Here is a 21,242-nt window from a genome sequence, read left to right on the forward strand (position 1 = left end):
TATGGTTTGTAAATTCAAGTTCCTTTGTCAAAGACAAGTATTTTTAAAATAATCTTAAACAAGTCCCATGAAAAAACTAAGCTTAATTATGTTGATGATGACGGCAAGTCTTGTCAACTCTTTTGCTCAAACACCTGATGCAATATTCAACAAATTTTATCAGAGTACTGGTGGTTTAGAGCTTTGGAAAAAAGTAAAAACTTATACGTTGAAACAGTCGTTTGTGGCGAATGCGGTAACGGATTATGATATGGAAGTAAAGGCTTCTGTGACTGACAAAGCGATGTTGAAAACCAAAACCATTATGAAACGTAGCTTCATTTATGGCGTAAGTAATGCTGATGCTTTCTTGAAAATTCCTACTGGTAGCCGTGACGTAACAACGGTTTACAGTGTGAAAGATTTGAGCGATAAAGAACAAGCCAACATGAGAAGAGAAGTAAGCGATTTCCTTTTACCATTCTTGAATTACCAAGATAAAGGTTATATTGCTACTTATGTAGGTTTGGAAGGCAAATTCTATCATATCGAATTGGCTGGAAAAGACATCAAATACGATTTGTATTTTGATAATGCAACAAGCTTATTGTCGAAATTGAAGTACAAACTTTCGAGTGGTGAAGAAATTACCCAAGAATATACCGCTTACACGACTACTGATTTTGGTATCAAATTCCCATCTTCGGGTACTTATTACAGCAGTATCGACAAGAAAAATGTAAAACTTACCAACTCAATCGTTTTCAACCCAACTTTTGACGCTACTGTTTTTAAAAGATAGTCAAACCTTTTTATCAATAGGAAGTGATTTTAAGTAATCGGGCTTTAGGTAGTAGGCTGTAAGCAAAAAATATTTTTGCCTATTGCCTAAAGCCTATTGCTTAAAGCAATTTGCCCCATTACTTCATTTACCGATTAACCTAAAGAATGCTTTTATATGAAACCACTTTTAAAAATAGCAGGAATCATTGTCCTCAGCTTTTTGCTACTGCTGGTGGCTACTTTTTTCTATTTTAAAAGTCCGAATGGACAAGCATTTCTGACACAAAAAGTAAGTCTGTACCTTCAAGAAAAACTACATAAACCTGTTTCCATTCAAAAAATAAGTTACGACATTCCAGACTGGCTTGCTCTCGAAGGTATTTATTTGCCTGATAATCAAAACGATACTTTGTTTTACGGAAAAAAAATCCGTGTTGATATGGATATGCTGGCTTTAATCAGCAACCAAGTGAAAATCAACAAAATAGAATTAGAACAGCTAAATATTAATCTAAAACGTACTCTTCCAGATACTACTTTCAATTTCAACTACATCTTAAAAGCATTTCAAAGTACCGATACAAAAGTTGATACCAGCAAAGGAACGCCTTTTGATTATCAGTTATCCAACATTGCATTAAAGCAAATTAAAGTATCGTATCTCGACGATGTTACGGGCATTGATGCCAAAGTTTTTTTGGACGAAGCCAATACTTCATTTAAGGCAATCGACCCCAGTATTTCAAAATATCATTTAGATAAAATTGATTTAAACGGCGGAAATCTTTCTTTACGAATCTATGAGGCATTGGTGAAATCGCCAGCAGAAACCGCTTCAAAGGACACTTTGGATTTAGCTTTTGGCGAGTTTCAAGCAAAGAAAATTCAATGGAAAATCCTTGAAGAAAGTGCAGGTTTGCTGAATACTGTTCGTTTGGGTTCATTAAAAGTAAAAGGCGAGCAACTGTATTTGGCAGGCGAAAAAATACATTTGAAATCGGTAGATTTGTTCAATACGGATGCCAAATTAAGCTTTTTGAAAAGACCGAAAAACCCAAAGAAACCCACAGAAAAAGAAGTTGCAAGCCCTAACAACTGGCAGGTGTTGGTGGACAAAATCGTTTTCGACAATAACAATATTCAGTATCAGGACTTCAACCACAAGCCACAGAAAAAAGGCTTGGATGCCAATTATTTGGGTATTAATAATTTCAAACTGAATGCAGAACGCCTTTTTTATTCACCTAATCAGATTTCGGGTTGGTTGTATTCGAGTTCATTTCGTGAAAAATCTGGTTTTACTTTGCAGAATTTCCAAACAGATTTTGCTTATACCAATCGGCAGGCATTTTTAAAGAAATTGTATGTAAAAACGCCTAATACAATTCTGCGAGAAGAAGTTTCCTTGAAGTATGCTTCGTTTGAACAATTGAATAAAAATATCGGTGCAAGTACTTTGAACGTAAATTTGAAAAATACACAAATTGGCTTCAAAGATATTTTGCTATTAATGCCCGATTTGGCAAAACAATCACCTTTTGTGGGCAACGAAAACGCTGTTTTGAAAATCAATGCTTTGGCAAAAGGAACAGTAAATAATCTGAAAATTAACGAATTGAGCGTCAATGGACTTGGGCAAACCAAAGCCAATCTTGTAGGAACAATCACAGGTTTGCCGAATATCAATAAAACGGCAGTGCAAGTAAATCTAAAAGAGATTTCGCTTACGAAAAATGATATTTTGAAATTAGCTCCTAAAAATTCCATTCCGCCAACGATTGACTTACCTCAGAAAATAAGTGTAGCAGGAACGATTCAAGGAAAAGTACAAGACTTAACTATCAATACCAAATTACAAACGGATTTAGGTGGAGCGTCTTTCAAGGGAAGATTGGTTAATATTACAGCAGACAAAAATCAACAGTACGAAGGTGATTTGAACTTGACGGCTTTTGAAGTAGGAAAACTCATCAAACAGTCGGAGTCGGTTGGAAAAATCTCATTAAATGCACAAATAAAAGGCAAAGGCTTTGATTTGAAAACCATGAATACTTCTGTAAAAGGACTTATTCAGCAAGCGGAAATCAAAGGATATGCTTATAAAAACTTAGCTTTTGAAACCAATATTGCCCAACAAATTGCCAGCATAAAAGCCCAAATTGCAGACCCGAATATTAACTTGAATATTGATTCAAAAGTAGATTTATCTCAAAAATATCCAAGTATCAACGGAAAATTGGCGATTGCTCAATTGAATTTAAAACCGCTCGGACTCTACCCAGATAATATTGGTATTCAAGGAGATATTGCGATTGATATGCCTATAACTGACCCTGTGAATCCAATAGGAAGAGTGACTTTTGAAAGAACAACGCTCTTTCAAAATGGCAAAGCGATTCCGATTGATAATACCATTTTCACGGCACAAAGTAATGCCGACGGGAAAAACTTTGAGTTGAAATCTCCTTTTTTAAAAGCAAAACTTAAAGGCGATTTTAATTATTTGCAGTTGTCAGATATTTTTATTGGCAATATCAGCCATTATTTTGCCATTCCAGAAGTCACTTTTACGCCCGTTACCGAGGCTTTCAATATCGCTATCGACCTAAAATTACTCAAACATCCAGCTTTCAATGTGTTTTTGCCCGGTCTTAGCAAGTTAGATACTCTTAGCTTTTCGGCAAAACTGAGCAACCAAGCTGGCAGTATGTTACAAGCTGATTTGAAAGCTCCCTTTATCGAGTACGATACCATAAAAATCTCTAATGTAAATTTTCATATCGCCAACGATGCCGACCAACTAAATTATCAAGCAGGACTTGACGGCGTTTCGATGAATGATTTTAAAATTCGTAAAACGATACTTACAGGAAATGTGGCGAATAATATCGCTACTTTCAAAGCGACCTTTAAAGATTCTTTGAATTTAGACAAAAACCAAGTAGTAGGTTTTGTGCAAAATGCTGATAATCAGTACAGAATAAAATTGGCTAACGATGGTTTGAAATTGAATTTTGAAAATTGGAATGTAGATTCCACAGGTTTTATTCAGTATGGGAAAGCGGGTTTGTTGGTAAACCATTTCCAAATTGAACAAGCTAAACAACGCTTGTTGGTCAATACTGAAAACCACGAACCAAACGGAGCGATTAGAGTATTGGCTGAAAATTTCAAGATTGAAAATTTTGTTACCCTTTTTGTTCCAGACTCTACGATGGCAAGTGGTAAAATCGACGGCGATATTTTACTGAGTAATTACATGACTTCGCCTTCGTTTACAGGTAATATCAACATCAGTAATTTTAATTTTCAAAAAACAGCCATTGGCGATGTAGCCATCAATGCCTTTAATGAAACGGCCGAAAAAATCACTGTAAAAGCCACACTTCTCAGTGCCAAAAACGATGTGCAATTGGTTGGAAATTACCTATTGAATACTGCCAATCCTTTCGATTTAAACTTGAAAATCAACAGTTTAGGACTTGAAACAGTACAAGCTTTTAGTTTCGGTCAATTAAAACAGTCGAAAGGAGTACTTTTTGGTGAAGCCAGTATCAAAGGTTCGTCCACACAGCCAGAATTGTTGGGTAATTTGAATTTTAAAAATGTTGGTTTTACGGTTTCGCAGTTGGGAAGTCGCTATTTAATCAATAATCAAAAACTTATTTTTGATAAACAAACCATTCAACTGAATCAATTTATCGTCAGTGATACGCTGAATCAACCGCTAAAAATTGATGGAACGATAGTACTTGCCAATATTCCTTCGGTAAAGTATGATTTGAATATTGATACCAAAAATTTCATGGTTTTAAATTCTACCAGAAACGATAATGACTTTTTTTACGGCAAAGGTTTTGTTGATGCCAGCTTATCGGTTCAAGGCATTTCAACCAATGCCAAAGTAGAAGGCGATATTAAGGTCAGAGAAAAAAGTAATATTTCAATCATCGTTCCCGACGATTTGGATGCCCAAAGCGAAAGCGAAGGTATTGTGGTTTTTGTTAATAAAAATACGCCTGCACCACCGCCAGATACTTTGGCAAAAAATACTTTGGTAAATGATTTTGTAACGGAAATGTCTTTGAATATTGAAGCTGATGACAAATCTGAATTCACAATTATTGTGGATGAACTCAATGGCGATAATTTGAAAGTACGTGGAAATGCTCGCTTAAATGCTGGATTAAGTGCCGACGGACAGCCTTATATCATTGGTTCTTATGACCTTACCGAAGGAAGTTACGGAATTACTTTTGAAGTATTGAAACGCCAATTTAGTATCGAAAAAGGGAGTAATATCATTTGGTCTGGCGACCCTATGAATGCCGATGTAAACATTACCGCCATTTATAATACCGAAACTTCGCCATTGGATTTGATGGCAAATGAAACCGACGACGTGAATCTCTATCGTCAAAAAGTACAATTTGATGTACTTTTAACGATGGCTGGAAAACTGACAAAACCTGATATTTCATTCAAGATTCGCCCCTCTGCTACACAAAGATTTGTGGATAAAAGTGTAACGACCAGTATTCAAACACGTTTGAATAAACTTGACCAAAACGATGTCAATAAACAAGTATTTGCATTGTTGATTTTGAATCGCTTTTTCTCAGAAAAATCTTCCGACTTTTTCTCAAGTAGTGGCGGAGCAAACCCAGAAGCTCTTGCCCGACAAAGTGTGAGTAAATTATTATCTGACCAATTGGCTTCTTTGGCTTCCGACTTGATTACGGTGGTTGATTTAGATATTAATCTGGCTTCTACGCAAGATTATTACAACGGAAAAACAAGTGCCAGAACGGATTTGAGTCTTGGACTTTCAAAAGCATTTTTCAATGATAAAATTCAAGTAAAAGTTGGGCGAAATTTTGAGTTGGAAAACCAAACTTCTATCAGCAGAAATTCCGCAGAAGTATTCGATAACATTGTAGTAAATTACAAATTGACCAACGACGGTCGCTACCTTTTTAAAGCTTTCAGAAAAAATCAATTTCAGTCTGTTTTAGATGGTTATGTGGTAGAAACGGGTCTTGGTTTTACTGTTACGATGGAGTACGGCACATTTAAAGAGATTTTCAAAAAGCCAAACAAGTGATTGGGATTTTGGATTTCGGATTTCGGATTTCAGCATTCGGTCGTCGGCTGTCGGATTTCGGTCATCGGATTTCAGATGTTAGAAAGCTAAAAGCCGACGACCGAAAACTGATGACCGAAGTCCGATGTCAGAAAGCCGAAATCCCAAATCCGAAAGCTAATAATATTATTTTACTCATGAAAATAAAATTTTTACGATATTTCCCTTCAATACTCTATCCAACGAAGAGCGTTTTCAGTCTGCTTTTTTTGTTGGTTTTATGGGGTTGTTCGGTAACAAAAAAACTCCCAGCAGGCGAAAGTTTGTATGTAGGAGCGAAAGTTAATATTCAAAAAGATTCCGTTATCAGTAAAAAGGAAAGTGCATTAGTAAAAACACAAATTGAAGCATTAATTAAACCTAAACCCAATTCTGCCATTTTAGGATTTCCGTACAAAGTATGGTTTTATTACCTTTTTGGCGAACCTAAAGGCGATAAAGGTTTTAAGGCTTTTTTCAGAAAACGCTTTGGCGAGCCGCCAGTTTTGGCAAGTAAAGGAATCGTTCAAGCCAATGCCAAACAGATTAATTTATTTTTGAACAATAACGGTTTTTTTCGTTCGGGAGCAAGTGGTTCACTGGTCGAGAAAGACAGAAAAGCTACTGCCAATTATCGGGTTTTACTTCATCAAAGGTATCTTATAGATTCTATTCAGTTCAATCCGCAAGACACCAGTGCTTTTGGTAAAGCGTTTTTGGCAGCACAAAATAATTCTTTATTGAAACAAGGAACGCCCTATCAATTTGATTTAATTAATGCCGAACGTGAACGCATCGACAATCAATTGAAACGAAGAGGTTTTTATTATTTCAGACCAGATTTTATTATCATTAAAGCAGATTCTTCTGTTGGAAAACACAAAGTAAATCTTTCTTTTGAAGTAAAACCGACAACTTCGCAAGTTGCCAAAAAACTTTATCGCATCAGAGACATTCATGTGATTTCAGACTACGGAGAAAAAAGCAGTACCGACAGTAGCGAAGTTGAATTCAATTATAGAGGATTGAAAATTTTTGATAGAACACATTCGTTCCGTCCAAAGATTTTTTCGGATGCCATCGGTTTTCGTCGTGGTGGACGATACAGCAGTATGACGCAAGACGTTTCTCTGTCAAGATTAATCAACTTGAACGGCAATTTTAAATTCGTAAAAAATACTTTTGAATTAGTACCTCGTTCAGACTCAGCACTTTTGGATGTGTATTATCATCTTACGCCCTTGAAAGCAAAATCCTTAGTTGCCGACCTCAACGCCACTACCAAATCCAACAACTATACGGGTTCAAACATCAGTATTTCGTGGTTGAATAAAAATACTTTTAAAGGAGCAGAATTATTAAAAGTGACAGCCAATGCAGGTTTGGAGTTTCAAGTTGGCGGTATCAGTAGCTCGATTGGTGCAGTAAATACCACTCGTTTTTCGATTGAAAGTAACCTTTCATTGCCAAGATTTACCATTCCTTTTGTCAGTATTAATCCAACCCGAAACCAATCTTTACCGAAAACCAATTTCAATATTGGCTACGAAATTATGAAAAGGGGAGGTTTGTACGACCTTACTTCACTTCGTTCTTCTTTGAGTTATGCTTGGAAACAAAACGCAGCCATCGAACATTCCTTTACGCCACTTTTAGTCAATTTGGTAAAAGCATCCAATTTTAGTGAAGATTTTGCTTTGGAGTATTTCCGAAATCCAATTTTATACGAAGAGATTTTAGACAATAAAATCATCATGAGTTCGGCTTATACTTTTTCATATATGCCACCTGCCAAACCCAGTAGCAGACATACATTTTCGTTTACTGGTGGCGTAGAATTAGCAGGAAATCTGGCAAAACTCTTATCTAATCTAATGTCGGAAGAAGGCTCAAGTAACACCACTGTTTTTGGGGTAACTTATCCACAATACGCCCGATTTGATGCAGATTTTCGCTATGCTTACCGAATCAGCCAGAATGTTCGTTTGGCAAATAGGTTACTGATAGGCTATGGTTTGCCTTATGGTAATTCACTTTTTTTACCCACTGTAAAACAATATGTAGCAGGCGGGAATAACAGTATTCGTGCTTTTGCTGCAAGAACCATTGGCCCTGGAAGTTATCAAAGTACAGGCTCTTTATTAGAACAAACTATCGGCGGACAGTCGGGCGATGTAAAATTAGAATTGAATACTGAATTACGTGCAAAATTCAATCAGTACATTCATGGAGCGGTTTTTATAGATGCAGGAAACGTTTGGATGCAACACGATGTGGACGTGTACGGCGAAGATGCCGTTTTTCGTAAAGATTTTTACAAACAATTAGCCGTTGGTACAGGCATAGGTTTGCGTTTTGATTTCAGTTATTTAGTCATGCGTTTTGACTTGGCAACGCCAGTAAGAAAACCTTATTTACCCGAAAACGAACGTTGGGTTCTGAAAGATTTTAATTTGGGCGACGCTGAATGGCGAAGAGAAAATTTAGTTTTGAATATTGCCGTTGGCTATCCATTTTAATTCTATTGCGGATAAGGCAGAAAAACATAGCCTTTTATATGTTTTTTAATAATTTATTGGTATTTTGTTGATGAAATAATATGCTGATTAAATGATGAAGGAAAAAGAACCCACAAATAACCAAGCTCATACCGTAAGAATGCCCATCGTCATTGCCATTACTTTAGTGGCAGGAATGCTGGTTGGAGCTAATTTTTTTGGTGGACAAGCAAGAATGAATAGCGTAGCCAAAGGTTATTCAAAGTACAGAGAAGTATTATCGTTGATAGAAACCAGTTATGTCGATTCAGTCAATACAGATTCTTTGGTTGAATTTTCTATCAAAAAAATGTTAGAAAAACTCGATCCACACACTTCCTATTTTTCTACTTCCGAAGTAGCCGCTGCACGCTCTCAGTTAGAATCAGGTTTTGATGGTATCGGTATCGAATTCAACGTTTTTAATGACACTGTTTATGTGGTAAATGCCATGTTGGGCGGGCCTTCTGACGCAGTGGGTATCAAAAGTGGCGACAGACTTGTCAGTGCTGATGGCGTTTCGCTTACAGGACAAAAAGTAAATTCAGCTTTGATTTTCAGCAAACTGCGTGGCCCAAGAGGAAGCGAAGTAACCTTAGAAATTGTCAGAAAAGGCGAAAAAGGTGTAAAGGTATTTACGGTTACCCGTGATAGAATTCCTTCATATTCTATCAACGCCAGTTTTATGATTGATAACCAAACGGGCTACATCAAAGTAGATAGATTTACAGAATCTACTTATGATGAATTTAAAAGTGCTTTATCGACCTTGAAATCTCAGGGATTGAAACGTTTGATGTTAGATTTAAGAGGCAATCCGGGCGGGTATAAAGACCGTGCTGAAAAAATGGTAGATGAACTTTTGGCAGGCGAAAAACTTATCGTTTATACTGATGGTAAAGGAACAAAGTATGATTCTCAGACTTTTACGCAAAACGACGGTATTTTTGAAAAAGGAGCAGTGATTGTTTTAGTGGACGAAAACAGTGCTTCGGCAGCCGAAATCGTAGCAGGAGCTTTACAAGATAATGACCGTGCTTTGATTGTAGGCAGACGTTCCTTTGGAAAAGGTTTGGTTCAAATGCCCGTTACCCTTCATGATGGCTCAGAATTACGTTTGACGATTTCGAGATATTATACCCCAAGTGGCAGAAGTATTCAAAAACCATACTCTTTGGGTAAAGAAGAAGAGTACGAAAAAGATTATGACCAACGCTTGAAAGGAGGGGAGTTTTTCAGTTCAGACAGTATCAAGTTTAATGAAAAACTCAAGTATAAAACCGTAGCTGGTCGTATCGTTTATGGCGGCGGAGGCATTACGCCTGATGTTTTCGTACCAAGAGACACCAGTTATATGACCAAGTATTTAACCGAATTATTCAGTAAAAATATTATCCGTGAATATGCTTTGACTTATACGAATGAAAACATTAAGAGCTTAGAAAAACTTTCTTTCAAGGAATTCAACAAGCAATTTAATGTAAGTGATGAAATGTTGTCGGAGCTTCAAAAAGTAGCACAGCAAGCCAAAGTAAAAGCTACTGCCAAAGACTATGAGCGTTCGTTAGCTTATCTCAAAGGACAAATTAAAGCTTTGGTAGCACGCAATGTTTGGCAAAGAAAAAAAGCTAAGGGCTATAATAACGAGTATTATCAAATCTTGATGGCTTATGACGAAACTTTCCAAAAAGCCTTACAGAATTTTGATAAAGCCGAGAAATTAGCCCACGGCGAAATCGTGGAAACACTTACGCATTCTGGGAAGTAGTTTTAAGTGATGAGTTTAATGTATTGAATACTTTAGATTATAACAAAGTCCCCAAATAGTAATATAATATTATCAAAATTACCATCTTGAATAGAAGAGAAAGGAGAGCATCAATTAGAGAGAATGCAAAATCACAGCGAAAAAAAAGAAAGCTAAATTGGGATAAAGTAAAATCACTTATTCGTTTTATGCTTTTACTTTGGGTTAGTCTTTCTCTTTTTACTTTTGTTGTAATTTTACTTAAAGTAGTTAACAGAAATACTATTAGAGACACTGTTTTAAAAAATGCTGTTGAAACTGAAGCTGTTATTGTTAGAAAGAAGAGGGCTGTTGGAAGTCTTGGTTATCTTGAGGTGTTTAAATTCTATGTTTCAGGGGAAGAGTATTTTGGTACTACGTTTAAAAATTACCATGGACACACAGGACAAAAAATATGTGTAAAATACTTGTCAGGCGATCCTGACTATAATTTATGCTGCAATGATTTAGTTTATGAATCAATAAGAGAAGACGTTGTTTTTTCGTCTCTCAAGGCTTGTTTATGGATAATAGTAGGAACGACAATCTTTAATTATAAAAGGTTTTTGAGCGTATTTAGCTAAAGAGTTTAGTTCCCAGTGGACACGAGCAAATACAACCCCAAAAACAAAAAAGTCCCGCAAATAAAATTTGCAGGACTTTTTTAATGCTTTCTAATAGAGATTTAAGCGATTTCGTAGCCTTTATCTTTCAAGATTCTATCTAATAATTTTTTGTCATTATCATTATTAAATGCTGTGAAAGGTAAGTAAATAAACTGATATTGACCCATGTCTAAAATATAAGCTTCTTTGTCTTTACGTGCACCTTTAATCATATCCCACTTAATAACGCCTCCTTCGGTGTCGTTCAATTTCATCAAAATCTGACGGCTGTCGATTTCGTAACGGTATTTACTGAAAAGCTGTTTGTATTGTTCTAATTGAGTAACGCCCGTGAATTGAATTGCCCAGAAAATAAGGTAAGCCATTGCTCCTAAAACCGTTAATACATAAATCCAATAGTTGTGATAAACGCCTGTTAAGTTTAAAACTACATTCATTAAAATTAATGCTAAAGGTACAAATCCCCAATACCATTGATTTTTAATAAGTTGCATCATGTTGATACCGATGAATTTGTTTTTTTCAAGGGCAACCTTTTTGGTTTTGATTGCTAATGGATTTGATTGAATTGGTTGCTGTACTCGTCTTTGTTGCGACTGAGCGTATCCTTTTGCCATGTCTAAAATGAAATTTGGTGATTCAGACTACAAAGGTACAAAAAATAAGGAAGTTTTGCAGGAAAGAGCTTTCTGAGGCTGAAATTATTGAATCATTCTCTTTTATGAGCAATTATTACTCGAATTTCAGCATGAAATAACTGCTAAATTAGCCCTGAGTATTTGTTTTAGGGGCTTTTTCCTTCTAAATTAGCTTTTTAAAGAAATGAATATCCAAGAAATTTCAAGAATTTTTAACGATGGAACTTATTGATAACCAAATACTCAGTCAGACACAAACATTACAGAAGATTAGACGCATCGCCTTTGAAATTTATGAAAATAATTTTGAAGAAAAAGAAATTGTGATTGCGGGTATCCGTGGGCAAGGTCATGCTTTTGCAAAATTAGTAGCGAAGTTTTTAAAAGAAATCTCCCCAATTGATGCCAGTGCTGTACTGATTGATGTCGATAAAGATGTTACTTATGACACGCCCGTTGAATTTGATTGCGACGAAAGATTCTTGGAACGTAAAACCATTATCGTTGTAGATGACGTACTCAATAGCGGACGTACTTTGGCGTATTCTTTAGCTCCTTTTTTAAGTATTCCTGTAAAACGTATTCAAGTAGCCGTAATGGTGGATAGAAATTACCGTCGTTTTCCCATCATGGCAGATTATGTTGGTTACGAACTTTCAACCACACTCAGCGAGTACGTGACCGTTATATTAGATAACGAAGAAAAAATGGGCGTTTATTTACATTAAGAATTTAGTAGTTAGTGATTGGTAAATAGTGATTTTGGTGATTATTGTTGTACTTATATGATTGTCAGTTGTTTGTCACTCATCATTCATTACTCAAAATTCCTCACTCTTAAAGTTGTCCAATCAAATTCATCAGCCAATCTGCTTTAAAAAATAATCCCAGTACTGGAATTGCTAAAAGAATAGCAAACACAGCTTGTGGTAAGCTTAAAGTAAATGATTGCGAATCCTCACTATCTTTAAAGAAAATCAAAAACGGTAATTTCAAGTAGAAATACAGTGAAATTACCGTATTTAATAAACCAAAAGCAAAAAGGAATAGCAAAACTTGCTTTCCAGAGAGTTGATAAGCCTCCCAAAGTGCCGAAAAAATATTTAATTTGGCAAAAAATCCAGCCGTTGGTGGTAAACCTGCCAAAGAAATCATCACCAAAGTAAGCAACACTCCCCAAAAAGGATTTAATTTCCCAAGCCCTTTGAAATTTGAAAGAGCAAAACGAGTAATATCTTCAGTTTTGTCCTCGGACTGAGTTTGTCGATGTGCTGCCAAATCAATCAAAAGGAAAGCTAAGAAACTGGTAAAAACACTCACGACTAAGTAGAAAACGATACTTGTTAAACCCAGTTCCGACATCGTAACCAAACCAATCAACATAAAACCTGAATGGGCAATCGTCGAGTAAGCCAATAATCTTTTTGCGTCATTTTGCCATAAAGCCGAGAAATTACCAAAAGTAATGGTAGCTAAAGCTACAAAGGCAGTGATAGTTTGTAAATCGTTTGGAAGAGCCGAATAAAAATGAATAAGTACTAAAAAAGCCGCAATTTTTGGAGCTGCCGAGAAAAAGGCAACCACGGGTGTTGGTGCAGATTGATAGACATCTGGCGTCCAAATATGAAATGGCGTTGCTGATATTTTGAATAAAAATCCGCTAATCGTTAAGGCAATTGCAATAGTAGCAACCATCACATCCATCTGGGCGATACCTCTTGAAAAATCTGGAGAAGCTAAATTTAAAGTACCCGTCATCCCGTACAATAAAGACATTCCGTACAACATAATTGCCGACGAAGCTGCCCCGAAAAGTACATATTTTAAACCTCCTTCTGATGCTTTTTTTGTTTTGTTGAACGACGTAAGTACGTAAGAAGCAATAGAAACAATTTCGATAGAAAGATAAATCATCAATAAATTGATAGACATCGTCATTAGGTTGAGTCCAATCAATAAACTAATGACGAGTGGATAAAACTCGCCAGCATACTTCCTTTTCGTGACGGCAATATGAGCCAGCATCAATAAAACCGAAAATATAATGATGATTTTGAAAAAAATAGCTTTGGCATCCAACACCAACATCCCACCGAAAAGTAAAAATTCTTCGGCAACATCAGAGCTTTGAAAAACTTGGTTAAGTGCAATTAAAACAGAAATAGCCGTAACGCTAAATAAGGTATTTTGATACTTATTTTTACTTTCTACATCGTTTGTTTCAGCTTTTTCGTAGATATACTTATAAAGGAATAATTCTAAAATAATTAAAAATAAAAAAGCAGTTCCTAAGAAAATCTCAGGAGAAAGAAAGCTCAAACTATCAAGAATATGAATTAATTGTTCGGGTAAAATACTTTTTATCGTCATTATTTTTCTTCGTAAATGTGCTTTATTCTACTTTTAATATTAAATTTGAGTTTTACTACATAATATACACTGATGAATAAAGCGAATTTATATTGGTCATTTCAAATTCCGTGTTGGATAATTGTTTCCATACTTTCTATCCAATATGATGAATTTCAAACTTTAAATCAATCTACTCAGGCAATTTATGGATTTTTCTATTTTGCTTTGGGAACTGTTTCAAGTCATATTTATAAAACCATCATTGAAAAATTCAATCCTGATGAAATTACTAATTTACAATTTGTAATGTTCATTTTATCGGGTGGAATTGCCATTGGTTCAATTTATACTTTGCTTGATTACCAACTTTTTAACCAACTTTCTTTTTTCCCTCATTCATTCTTGATTACTTTCCTAATGAACATCTGGAAAGTATTACCTTGGTTTTTGTTTTTTCACTTATATCGTTTTCTGAGTTTTTATCAAGACAGAAGACAAAGACAAATTACTGTCGAAAATATGTTGAAAATATCAAAATTAGAAAACCTCAAGAATCAATTAAACCCACATTTTTTATTTAATGCACTCAACGGAATCAAAGCTCTTACGATTATTGATAGCGTTCAGGCAAGAGAATCAATCATTCAATTATCAGATTTATTAAGACTTTCGCTTAATCTTGGTGAACTTCAAAAAGCCATGCTTAGTGAAGAGTTACGTTTGGCTCGAAACTATTTATCTTTAGAAAAACTTCGCTTCGATGCTCGGCTTAATTTTGATTTTGAGATTCAAGATAATATCGAAAATGTTTTAATTATGCCCATGACCTTGAATACTTTGCTCGAAAATGCAGTAAAACATGGAATCGGACAGTTGAAATCTGGTGGAAAAATTATTGTTTCGGCTTACATCGAAAAAAATAACATTATTCTTTCGGTTGAAAATACTGGTGTTTACGACCCAAAACCACCAAGTGATGAAGGAGGAATTGGTTTAGAAAACCTCAGAAAAAGACTCGATTTAGAGTACGGAAAAAATGCTTCTTTCAAAATCTTTAATACTAAAAATGATACGGTGATGGCTCGTATCAAAATGCCTTATTGATTTTTTGCTTTAGGCTAAAGTAATAGTTGTGAATTATGAGTTGTGAATTTATTATTGTCCTTACTTAAAATAGTTTATTCTCATGAAAAACATTGTTATACCTATCGTTTATAGCCTTTAGCGTAAGCCCTAATGCTAATTTTTTCTTGAGTTCTTACAATTCTAATCACTAATCACCATTTACCAATCACTGTTTAAAACAATTTCAACAATTCAGTAATTGAAGCATTGGTAACGTCAAAAATTAACTGTGGAAAAATCCCGAAAATTAAGGCTAAAATGGCTAATGGATATAACATCGTTTTTTCGATAGCCGTTAAATCATTCGTCGGATGTTCGGGATGACGAAGCCAAAATTTACCAAAAAACATTCTTTGTAAAGTCCACAGAAAATAAGCTGCCCCCAGTACCAAACCAAAAGTAGCCAAAGCCGTTAGCCATCTTGGAATAAATGGACTATTGAAACCGCCCATCAAAGTAAATACTTCGCCAATAAAGCCCGAAAATGCAGGCAAACCCAATGAAGCAAAAAAGGCAATTGCCGTCATGGCAGTATATAAAGGCATTTTTTTCGCTAATCCTTGATAACTGTCGATGCGTCTATCATGCGTTCTGTTGTACAAAACGCCTACCAATAAAAACAACATCGCCGACAAAACACCATGTGAAAACATTTGATAAACAGCTCCGTTTACGCCTTCGCTGGTAAGCGAGCCGATTCCCAACAACACAAAACCCATGTGCGAAACAGAAGAATAAGCAATCATTTTCTTTAAATCATTCATCGCCAAAGCATTGAATGCACCGTAAAGAATCGACAATACTCCAAAAGCAACTACCACAAAAGCATACTCTTCGGCGGCTTCTGGAAAAATTGGATAGGCTATTCTTAAAAAACCATAACCACCAATTTTTAAAAGAATACCTGCCAAAACAACCGACACGGGCGTTGGTGCTTCTACGTGTGCATCAGGCAACCAAGTATGTACAGGAACGGCTGGTAATTTTATGCCGAAACCAATCATCAATAAAATAAAGGCTAAAGCACGAGCAGAAATGCTTAAAATCTGTGTGCCAGAGAAAGTACTTAGCCACGCATTTGGTAAAAAATTGCCTGCATCGGGCATAAAACGCAGGTCGAAAGTATGTACAATTTGCTGACTTGGTATCTTTAATTCTTTCAATAAATTTTGTACTTCTGTAATAATTTGTGGCGTAATATCAGCTACATCATTGATTAAACCCATCTGCAAAGCCGTCTCCACAGGGTCAACAACTGATAGGTACAAGCCAATCATAACAATCAAAATAAAGATTGAACCGACCAATGTGTAAATGAAAAACTTGATAGAAGCATACTCTTTTCTTGGTCCACCCCAAATACCAATTAGGAAGTACATTGGCAAAAGCATAAACTCAAAAAAGAGATAAAACAAAAACATATCTAAGGCAATAAAACAGCCTATCACCGAACCCGTTAGCAACAAGTAAAGTGAAAAATAACCTTTTTCTTTTTTCTTGATTTCAAAAGAAGAAATTGCACCTACAAACATCACAATTCCTGTAAGTACTACCATTGGCAAACTGATGCCATCAACGCCTAAAAGGTAGTCGATAGACCCAACGCCCAAAGTACCCAAAGGAAGTGTAATCCAATCTATTTGTTCAAGAAACTGGTAGTCGGAAGTGGTTTTATCAAAATTGAAGTAAAGGAAAATACAAAGTAATAACTCTACTCCCGTAACACCGAGCGTAAACCATTTGAAATAAGCTTTGTACTGGTCGGGCGAAAAGGCAATAACCAACGAAGCTATTAATGGCAAAAAGATAAGTATTGATAAAATGGGCATATTATTGAATCAGAAAATCGTATCTGGTATGTAAAAAATTATGAATTAGTAGTGTGTCCTTTTATTTTGGATTTGTGATTTCTGATTTCGGAAATAATTTTTTATAAATCCGAAATCAGAAATCCGACACCCGAAATCCAATTATCATTTTATCAAAATGAAAAAATGATAAAAAGTATTAAACCAATTAATCCTAAAAAAGACATGGCAATGTATATCTGCACTTTTCCACTTTGTACCGAACGAGTAATTCGACCAATGATTCCCGCCGAAAAGGCTAAACCATTGGGTATTCCGTCGATAATGGCGTGGTCGAACCAAGCTACAATATGAGCAAAAATTACTTGAATCATCGCCAAAGAATCCACCAATTTGTCGATTCTCTTTTTGTCAAACTTCTGTAATTGTTCTGCAAAATTTAAAACAGGTTTCACAAACAAAGCTTCGTTGGCGGCATCTAAAGTAGGCACTTCAAAATTGAAGTATAGATTTCTAAGAAAATATCCCAAAGCTACTCCCAACAGAGCAATCGCTGTGGACAGATAAGCAATCCAATGGTTTTCAGCTACTTTTTCTACCAAATTAGGATTCATAAAATGCCAAAACCAAGCATTTTCGGCATCCAAAGGGTTCAGGGTAAACACAAAACCTGTGGATAAAATTGCTAAAAGTGAAATCGGAAAAGTAATTTTCCATGAACCTTCATGAATACTTTCGATTTGTACTTTTTTGTTTCTGAATGTTCCGAAGAAAATCATCCAAACTTGGCGAGTCATGTAAAATGCAGAAAGCAAAATTCCGACAAAGAAAAAGCCTATAATAACATACAAAGCCGTACTTTGTTTTTGTTCTGCCAATGAAAATAAATGAGCCAAAATAGCATCTTTAGAAAGGAATCCAGCAAAAAGTGGAAGCCCAGCCAAAGCCAAAGAACAAAGCAAGTAACAAATAAAAGTAATGGGCAAGCGTTTGCGTAAACCACCCATCAATCGCATATCTTGGGCATCGAAGTGGTGATTTCCAGAATGATGCAATGCGTGAATCACAGAACCTGCCGCTAAGAAAAGTCCTGCTTTGAAAAAAGCGTGTGTTAGTAAATGAAATATTGAAGCGTCTGTGCCTAAACCAATTACCATTAAACCTACTTGTGAAATGGTAGAATAAGCCAAGGTTTTTTTAATATCTGTTTGAAAAATAGCATAAACCGAACCCAACAACATGGTAATACAACCAATAGAAGCAACAAAAATGGATTCTTCAATGCCAAACAAAGGATGAATACGAGCGACCAAGTACACCCCAGCCACCACCATCGTAGCGGCGTGAATCAAAGCTGAAACAGGGGTTGGTCCTTCCATGGCATCAGGAAGCCAAGTATGTAGAGGAAATTGAGCTGATTTTCCGATACATCCACAGAATAATAGCAAACCAGCCAGTGGAACTAAATGGACATTAGGATTTTTTGAAAAATCTGTATGAAGCGTTTGTAAATCAGCATTGCCAAAAATATAGTAAATCAAGAAAATACCCAGTAAAAAGCCCACATCGCCTACTCGGTTTACTAAAAATGCTTTCTTTGAAGCCTGTACTGCTGAAGGTTTCTGATACCAAAAACCTATTAAAAGATATGAGCTTAGACCAACTAATTCCCAGAAAGCATACATTATCCAAAGATTATCAGTTAGCACAATGCCCAACATTGAAAACACAAAGAGACTCAGAAAGCCAACATAGCGATATTGGTCGGGGTCTTCGTGCATATATTCCAAGGAAAAAATCTGTACTAAAATGGCGATAAAATTCACCAAAACCAGCATCAATAAAGTGAGGGAATCGGTCAGGAAACCAAAGTAATAGGCTTTTTCGCCCAATATAAACCAATCAAAAGAAAGATGTTGATTCTGTGCGTGCAGATTTTGAAGAAGCAGGAGTACAGAAAAAATAAGGTTCAAGCCCGTAAAGCCAATTGTCAGCCAAGCCGCCAAGCCATTATGTTTTCTTCCCAACAGAATTGGCATGATAAACCCTAAAAGTGGAGTTAGTAAAATGAGCCAAACAAATATCGAAGGAGTCATATTAATAATTACGAAAGTATTTAATTACTCTCGCAGAGATTTTCTTGGAAAATTTCAATTTTTGTACAAATATACAGTTCAAAATGTATTTACTCCTAATTGATTTCAGATAAAACCCACTAAGTTTGTGGAGTAATATTCAATATTTCTTGCTAATGAGTGAGGAAATAAGCATTTATAGAGCGTTAAAACATTTAATAAACTTGTAATATCTGATGGAAAATACGAATGCAAAAACTGTAAATTATTCTCGGACAACCATAACCGAACTAATGATTCCGTCTTATGCCAATTTTGGTGGAAAAATTCACGGAGGAATTTTACTTTCATTGATGGATAAAGTAGCTTATGTATGTGCTGCCAAACATTCGGGTACTTATGTCGTAACGGTTTCGGTTGATAACGTTGAGTTCAAGCAGCCCGTTGAAGTAGGCGAATTGGTGTCTTTACACGCTTCTGTAAACTATGTCGGAAATAGTTCATTGATTGTAGGAATAAAAGTAGTGGCTGAAAATATCAAAACTGCCAGCGTAAAACATACTAATACTTCATACTTTACGATGGTTGCCAAAGATGAAAATGGTAAATTGACATCTGTTCCTCCATTAATTTTAGAAAGTGACGATGATATTCGCCGTTTTTTGGAAGCTTTGAAAAGAAAAGAAATTAAGAATTCATACAAAGAATTACTTCATAATGCTAAAACGCTGATGGAAATCGACGAAAACCTTCACTTATTAGAGGCAGAACGTTGTATCGTAAAACGTGAAAAAGATATGCAAAGCGATTGGATATAAGCTTAATTATGAGATATGAATTAGTTCATAAGAAGGATTGTGAAAGAATTGATGTCGGATTTCGGCTTTTTTAAATGATTATTTGAGAAGTATTTATCCAATTTCCGAAACCCCCAATCCTAAATGCTTTAAAACTTTCTTACAAACTAACTCAAAATTCATCATTCAGAACTCATAACTTAAAACGGCTATGCTCATTGGTTTTATTCTGGCATATCTTTCTATCAATCTATTCGTCGGTTGGTGGGCTTCTCGGAAAATAGTGAATACCGAAGACTTTGTTTTGGCAGGGCGAGGGCTTTCGTTGGGCTTATCGGCTATGGTAACTTTTGCTACTTGGTTTGGCTCGGAAACCATGATGGGAGCACCTTCCGAATTTATCGAACATGGCATTGCTGGCGTAATTGAAGAGCCTTTCGGAGCAGCTTTGTGTCTGATTTTGGTCGGCTTGTTTTATGCTCGTACTTTTTACAGACTTAATATTTTAACTTTTTGTGATTACTTCAAAATCCGTTTTGGGGCTACGGCAGAATTGGTTTCTGCTGTTGTGATGATTCCCTCTTACTTTGGTTGGATAGCCGCCCAATTGATTGCGATGGGAACGGTACTGGAAGTAATTATGGGCTGGCCTTTACAAACGGGGATTTGGCTAAGTGCTTTGTTGGTGATGAGCTATACTTTAATGGGCGGTATGTGGTCTGTTTCGGTGACAGATTTCTTTCATAATATTGTACTAATCATCGGTTTGGTGATTTTATTTTTTGTTTTAGAAGAAAAAATAGGTGGTATTACTCCCGTACTAAACCAATCGCCCAAGGGATTTTTTAGTTTTGCTCCTCGTTCATTTTCTGGTCTGGGGATAGCTCAATATATCACTGCTTGGATTACCGTAGGCTTGGGTTCTATTCCGCAACAAGATATTTTTCAAAGAGTAATGGCTTCAAAAAACGAAAATACAGCCGTAAGAGCGTCAGTTCTGGCAGGTTTTTTATATATTTCTGTTGCCTTACTTCCTTTGTTTATTGCTTTGATGGCTAAATATTTACATCCAGAATTGATGCAAAGCGACAACCGAATGCTTATCCCGAATTTAGTAATGAAGCATACCAATATTTTCTTGCAAATTCTCTTTTTCGGGGCATTGATTTCGGCTGTTTTGAGTACAACGAGCGGTGCAATCTTAGCCCCAGCATCGGTTTTAGGTGAAAATATTATCAAGCCATTTTTTCCTACACTTCCTGATAAACAATTACTTCGCATCATTCGGTTTTCGGTAGTATTAGTAACCTTTGCGAGTATCTGGATGGCTTCTTCCCGACAAGATATTTTTGAATTAGTAGGCGAATCTTCGGCATTTAGTTTGGTGTCGCTGTTTGTGCCACTCACCGTAGGTTTATATTGGAAAAAAGCCAATGCCACTGGTTGCGTTGCCGCTATGCTTTTGGGCTTGGGCAGTTGGGCAATTTGCCATTTTGTTTACGAAACTGCCTTTCCTGCTTCGCTTATTGGATTATTTGTAAGTTTAGGAAGTATGTTTGTGGGTTCTCACATCAACCGAAACTAAGTATTCTTGGAAACACAGGCTATTACCCA

Annotated in this window: 13 protein-coding genes; 9 read left to right on the forward strand and 4 right to left on the reverse strand. The window is 36.0% G+C overall.

Annotated features, from left to right (window positions below; all coding sequences use genetic code 11):
• The first annotated feature begins 67 nt into the window (after positions 1-67).
• The 5 genes from VB248_RS03705 (at position 68) to VB248_RS03725 (ending at position 10,791) form a co-directional block, all read left to right on the forward strand.
• Entirely contained in the window at positions 68-781 is a 714-nt protein-coding gene (locus tag VB248_RS03705) for a hypothetical protein (RefSeq protein WP_323295388.1), read from the forward strand.
• Between the two features lie 156 nt (positions 782-937).
• Positions 938-5,866, forward strand: a complete 4,929-nt coding sequence (locus VB248_RS03710) for a translocation/assembly module TamB domain-containing protein (protein ID WP_323295389.1) — start codon at positions 938-940, stop codon at positions 5,864-5,866.
• A complete protein-coding gene (gene tamL, locus VB248_RS03715) occupies positions 5,863-8,403 on the forward strand; it encodes a translocation and assembly module lipoprotein TamL (protein WP_323295390.1) in 2,541 nt (846 codons plus the stop codon). Before VB248_RS03710 ends, tamL begins: the two co-directional genes overlap by 4 nt.
• A gap of 94 nt (positions 8,404-8,497) precedes the next feature.
• Complete coding sequence (locus tag VB248_RS03720; RefSeq protein WP_407652866.1) at positions 8,498-10,189, forward strand: S41 family peptidase; 1,692 nt, start codon at positions 8,498-8,500, stop codon at positions 10,187-10,189.
• 86 nt (positions 10,190-10,275) lie between these two features.
• A complete protein-coding gene (locus VB248_RS03725) occupies positions 10,276-10,791 on the forward strand; it encodes a hypothetical protein (RefSeq protein ID WP_323295392.1) in 516 nt (171 codons plus the stop codon).
• 101 nt (positions 10,792-10,892) lie between these two features.
• On the opposite strand, the gene VB248_RS03730 is transcribed toward VB248_RS03725, so the two are convergent.
• Entirely contained in the window at positions 10,893-11,450 is a 558-nt protein-coding gene (locus VB248_RS03730) for a YcxB family protein (RefSeq protein WP_323295393.1), read from the reverse strand.
• Between the two features lie 239 nt (positions 11,451-11,689).
• On the opposite strand from VB248_RS03730, the gene VB248_RS03735 reads away from it, so the two are divergent.
• A complete protein-coding gene (locus VB248_RS03735; RefSeq protein ID WP_323295394.1) occupies positions 11,690-12,199 on the forward strand; it encodes a phosphoribosyltransferase family protein in 510 nt (169 codons plus the stop codon).
• A gap of 109 nt (positions 12,200-12,308) precedes the next feature.
• Here the strand turns inward: VB248_RS03735 and VB248_RS03740 are convergent, their stop codons facing one another.
• The gene (locus VB248_RS03740) at positions 12,309-13,841 is read right to left on the reverse strand and encodes an NADH-quinone oxidoreductase subunit N (protein ID WP_323295395.1); all 1,533 of its coding nucleotides are present in this window, start codon (positions 13,839-13,841) and stop codon (positions 12,309-12,311) included.
• A 72-nt stretch (positions 13,842-13,913) separates the two neighbouring features.
• Between VB248_RS03740 and VB248_RS03745 the strand changes: the two genes are divergently transcribed.
• Positions 13,914-14,927 (forward strand): sensor histidine kinase, encoded by a 1,014-nt coding sequence (locus VB248_RS03745; protein WP_323295396.1) that lies wholly within the window; start codon positions 13,914-13,916, stop codon positions 14,925-14,927.
• Positions 14,928-15,121: 194 nt separating this feature from the next.
• Here VB248_RS03745 and VB248_RS03750 read toward each other — a convergent pair whose 3' ends face one another.
• A complete protein-coding gene (locus VB248_RS03750; RefSeq protein ID WP_323295397.1) occupies positions 15,122-16,777 on the reverse strand; it encodes a complex I subunit 4 family protein in 1,656 nt (551 codons plus the stop codon).
• Positions 16,778-16,929: 152 nt separating this feature from the next.
• On the reverse strand, positions 16,930-18,852 hold the full coding sequence (gene nuoL, locus VB248_RS03755) for an NADH-quinone oxidoreductase subunit L (RefSeq protein ID WP_323295398.1): 1,923 nt from the start codon (positions 18,850-18,852) through the stop codon (positions 16,930-16,932).
• A gap of 215 nt (positions 18,853-19,067) precedes the next feature.
• Between nuoL and VB248_RS03760 the strand changes: the two genes are divergently transcribed.
• Both VB248_RS03760 and VB248_RS03765 read left to right on the forward strand, forming a co-directional pair.
• A complete protein-coding gene (locus VB248_RS03760) occupies positions 19,068-19,649 on the forward strand; it encodes an acyl-CoA thioesterase (protein WP_323295399.1) in 582 nt (193 codons plus the stop codon).
• A gap of 190 nt (positions 19,650-19,839) precedes the next feature.
• Positions 19,840-21,213, forward strand: a complete 1,374-nt coding sequence (locus tag VB248_RS03765; protein WP_323295400.1) for a sodium:solute symporter family protein — start codon at positions 19,840-19,842, stop codon at positions 21,211-21,213.
• The last annotated feature ends 29 nt before the right edge of the window (positions 21,214-21,242 follow it).

The organism is Arcicella rigui, assembly GCF_034929435.1.
In the GTDB taxonomy this organism is placed as follows: domain Bacteria; phylum Bacteroidota; class Bacteroidia; order Cytophagales; family Spirosomataceae; genus Arcicella; species Arcicella rigui.

Bases quoted from the DNA above. Each gene is read 5' to 3' on its own strand.
- VB248_RS03765 (WP_323295400.1), top strand. From the start codon at position 19,840: ATGCTCATTGGTTTTATTCTGGCATATCTTTCTATCAATCTATTCGTC.
- VB248_RS03745 (WP_323295396.1), top strand. From the start codon at position 13,914: ATGAATAAAGCGAATTTATATTGGTCATTTCAAATTCCGTGTTGGATA.
- nuoL (WP_323295398.1), bottom strand. From the start codon at position 18,852: ATGACTCCTTCGATATTTGTTTGGCTCATTTTACTAACTCCACTTTTA.
- VB248_RS03710 (WP_323295389.1), top strand. From the start codon at position 938: ATGAAACCACTTTTAAAAATAGCAGGAATCATTGTCCTCAGCTTTTTG.
- VB248_RS03760 (WP_323295399.1), top strand. From the start codon at position 19,068: ATGGAAAATACGAATGCAAAAACTGTAAATTATTCTCGGACAACCATA.
- VB248_RS03750 (WP_323295397.1), bottom strand. From the start codon at position 16,777: ATGCCCATTTTATCAATACTTATCTTTTTGCCATTAATAGCTTCGTTG.
- VB248_RS03720 (WP_407652866.1), top strand. From the start codon at position 8,498: ATGAAGGAAAAAGAACCCACAAATAACCAAGCTCATACCGTAAGAATG.
- VB248_RS03740 (WP_323295395.1), bottom strand. From the start codon at position 13,841: ATGACGATAAAAAGTATTTTACCCGAACAATTAATTCATATTCTTGAT.
- VB248_RS03735 (WP_323295394.1), top strand. From the start codon at position 11,690: ATGGAACTTATTGATAACCAAATACTCAGTCAGACACAAACATTACAG.
- VB248_RS03705 (WP_323295388.1), top strand. From the start codon at position 68: ATGAAAAAACTAAGCTTAATTATGTTGATGATGACGGCAAGTCTTGTC.
- VB248_RS03730 (WP_323295393.1), bottom strand. From the start codon at position 11,450: ATGGCAAAAGGATACGCTCAGTCGCAACAAAGACGAGTACAGCAACCA.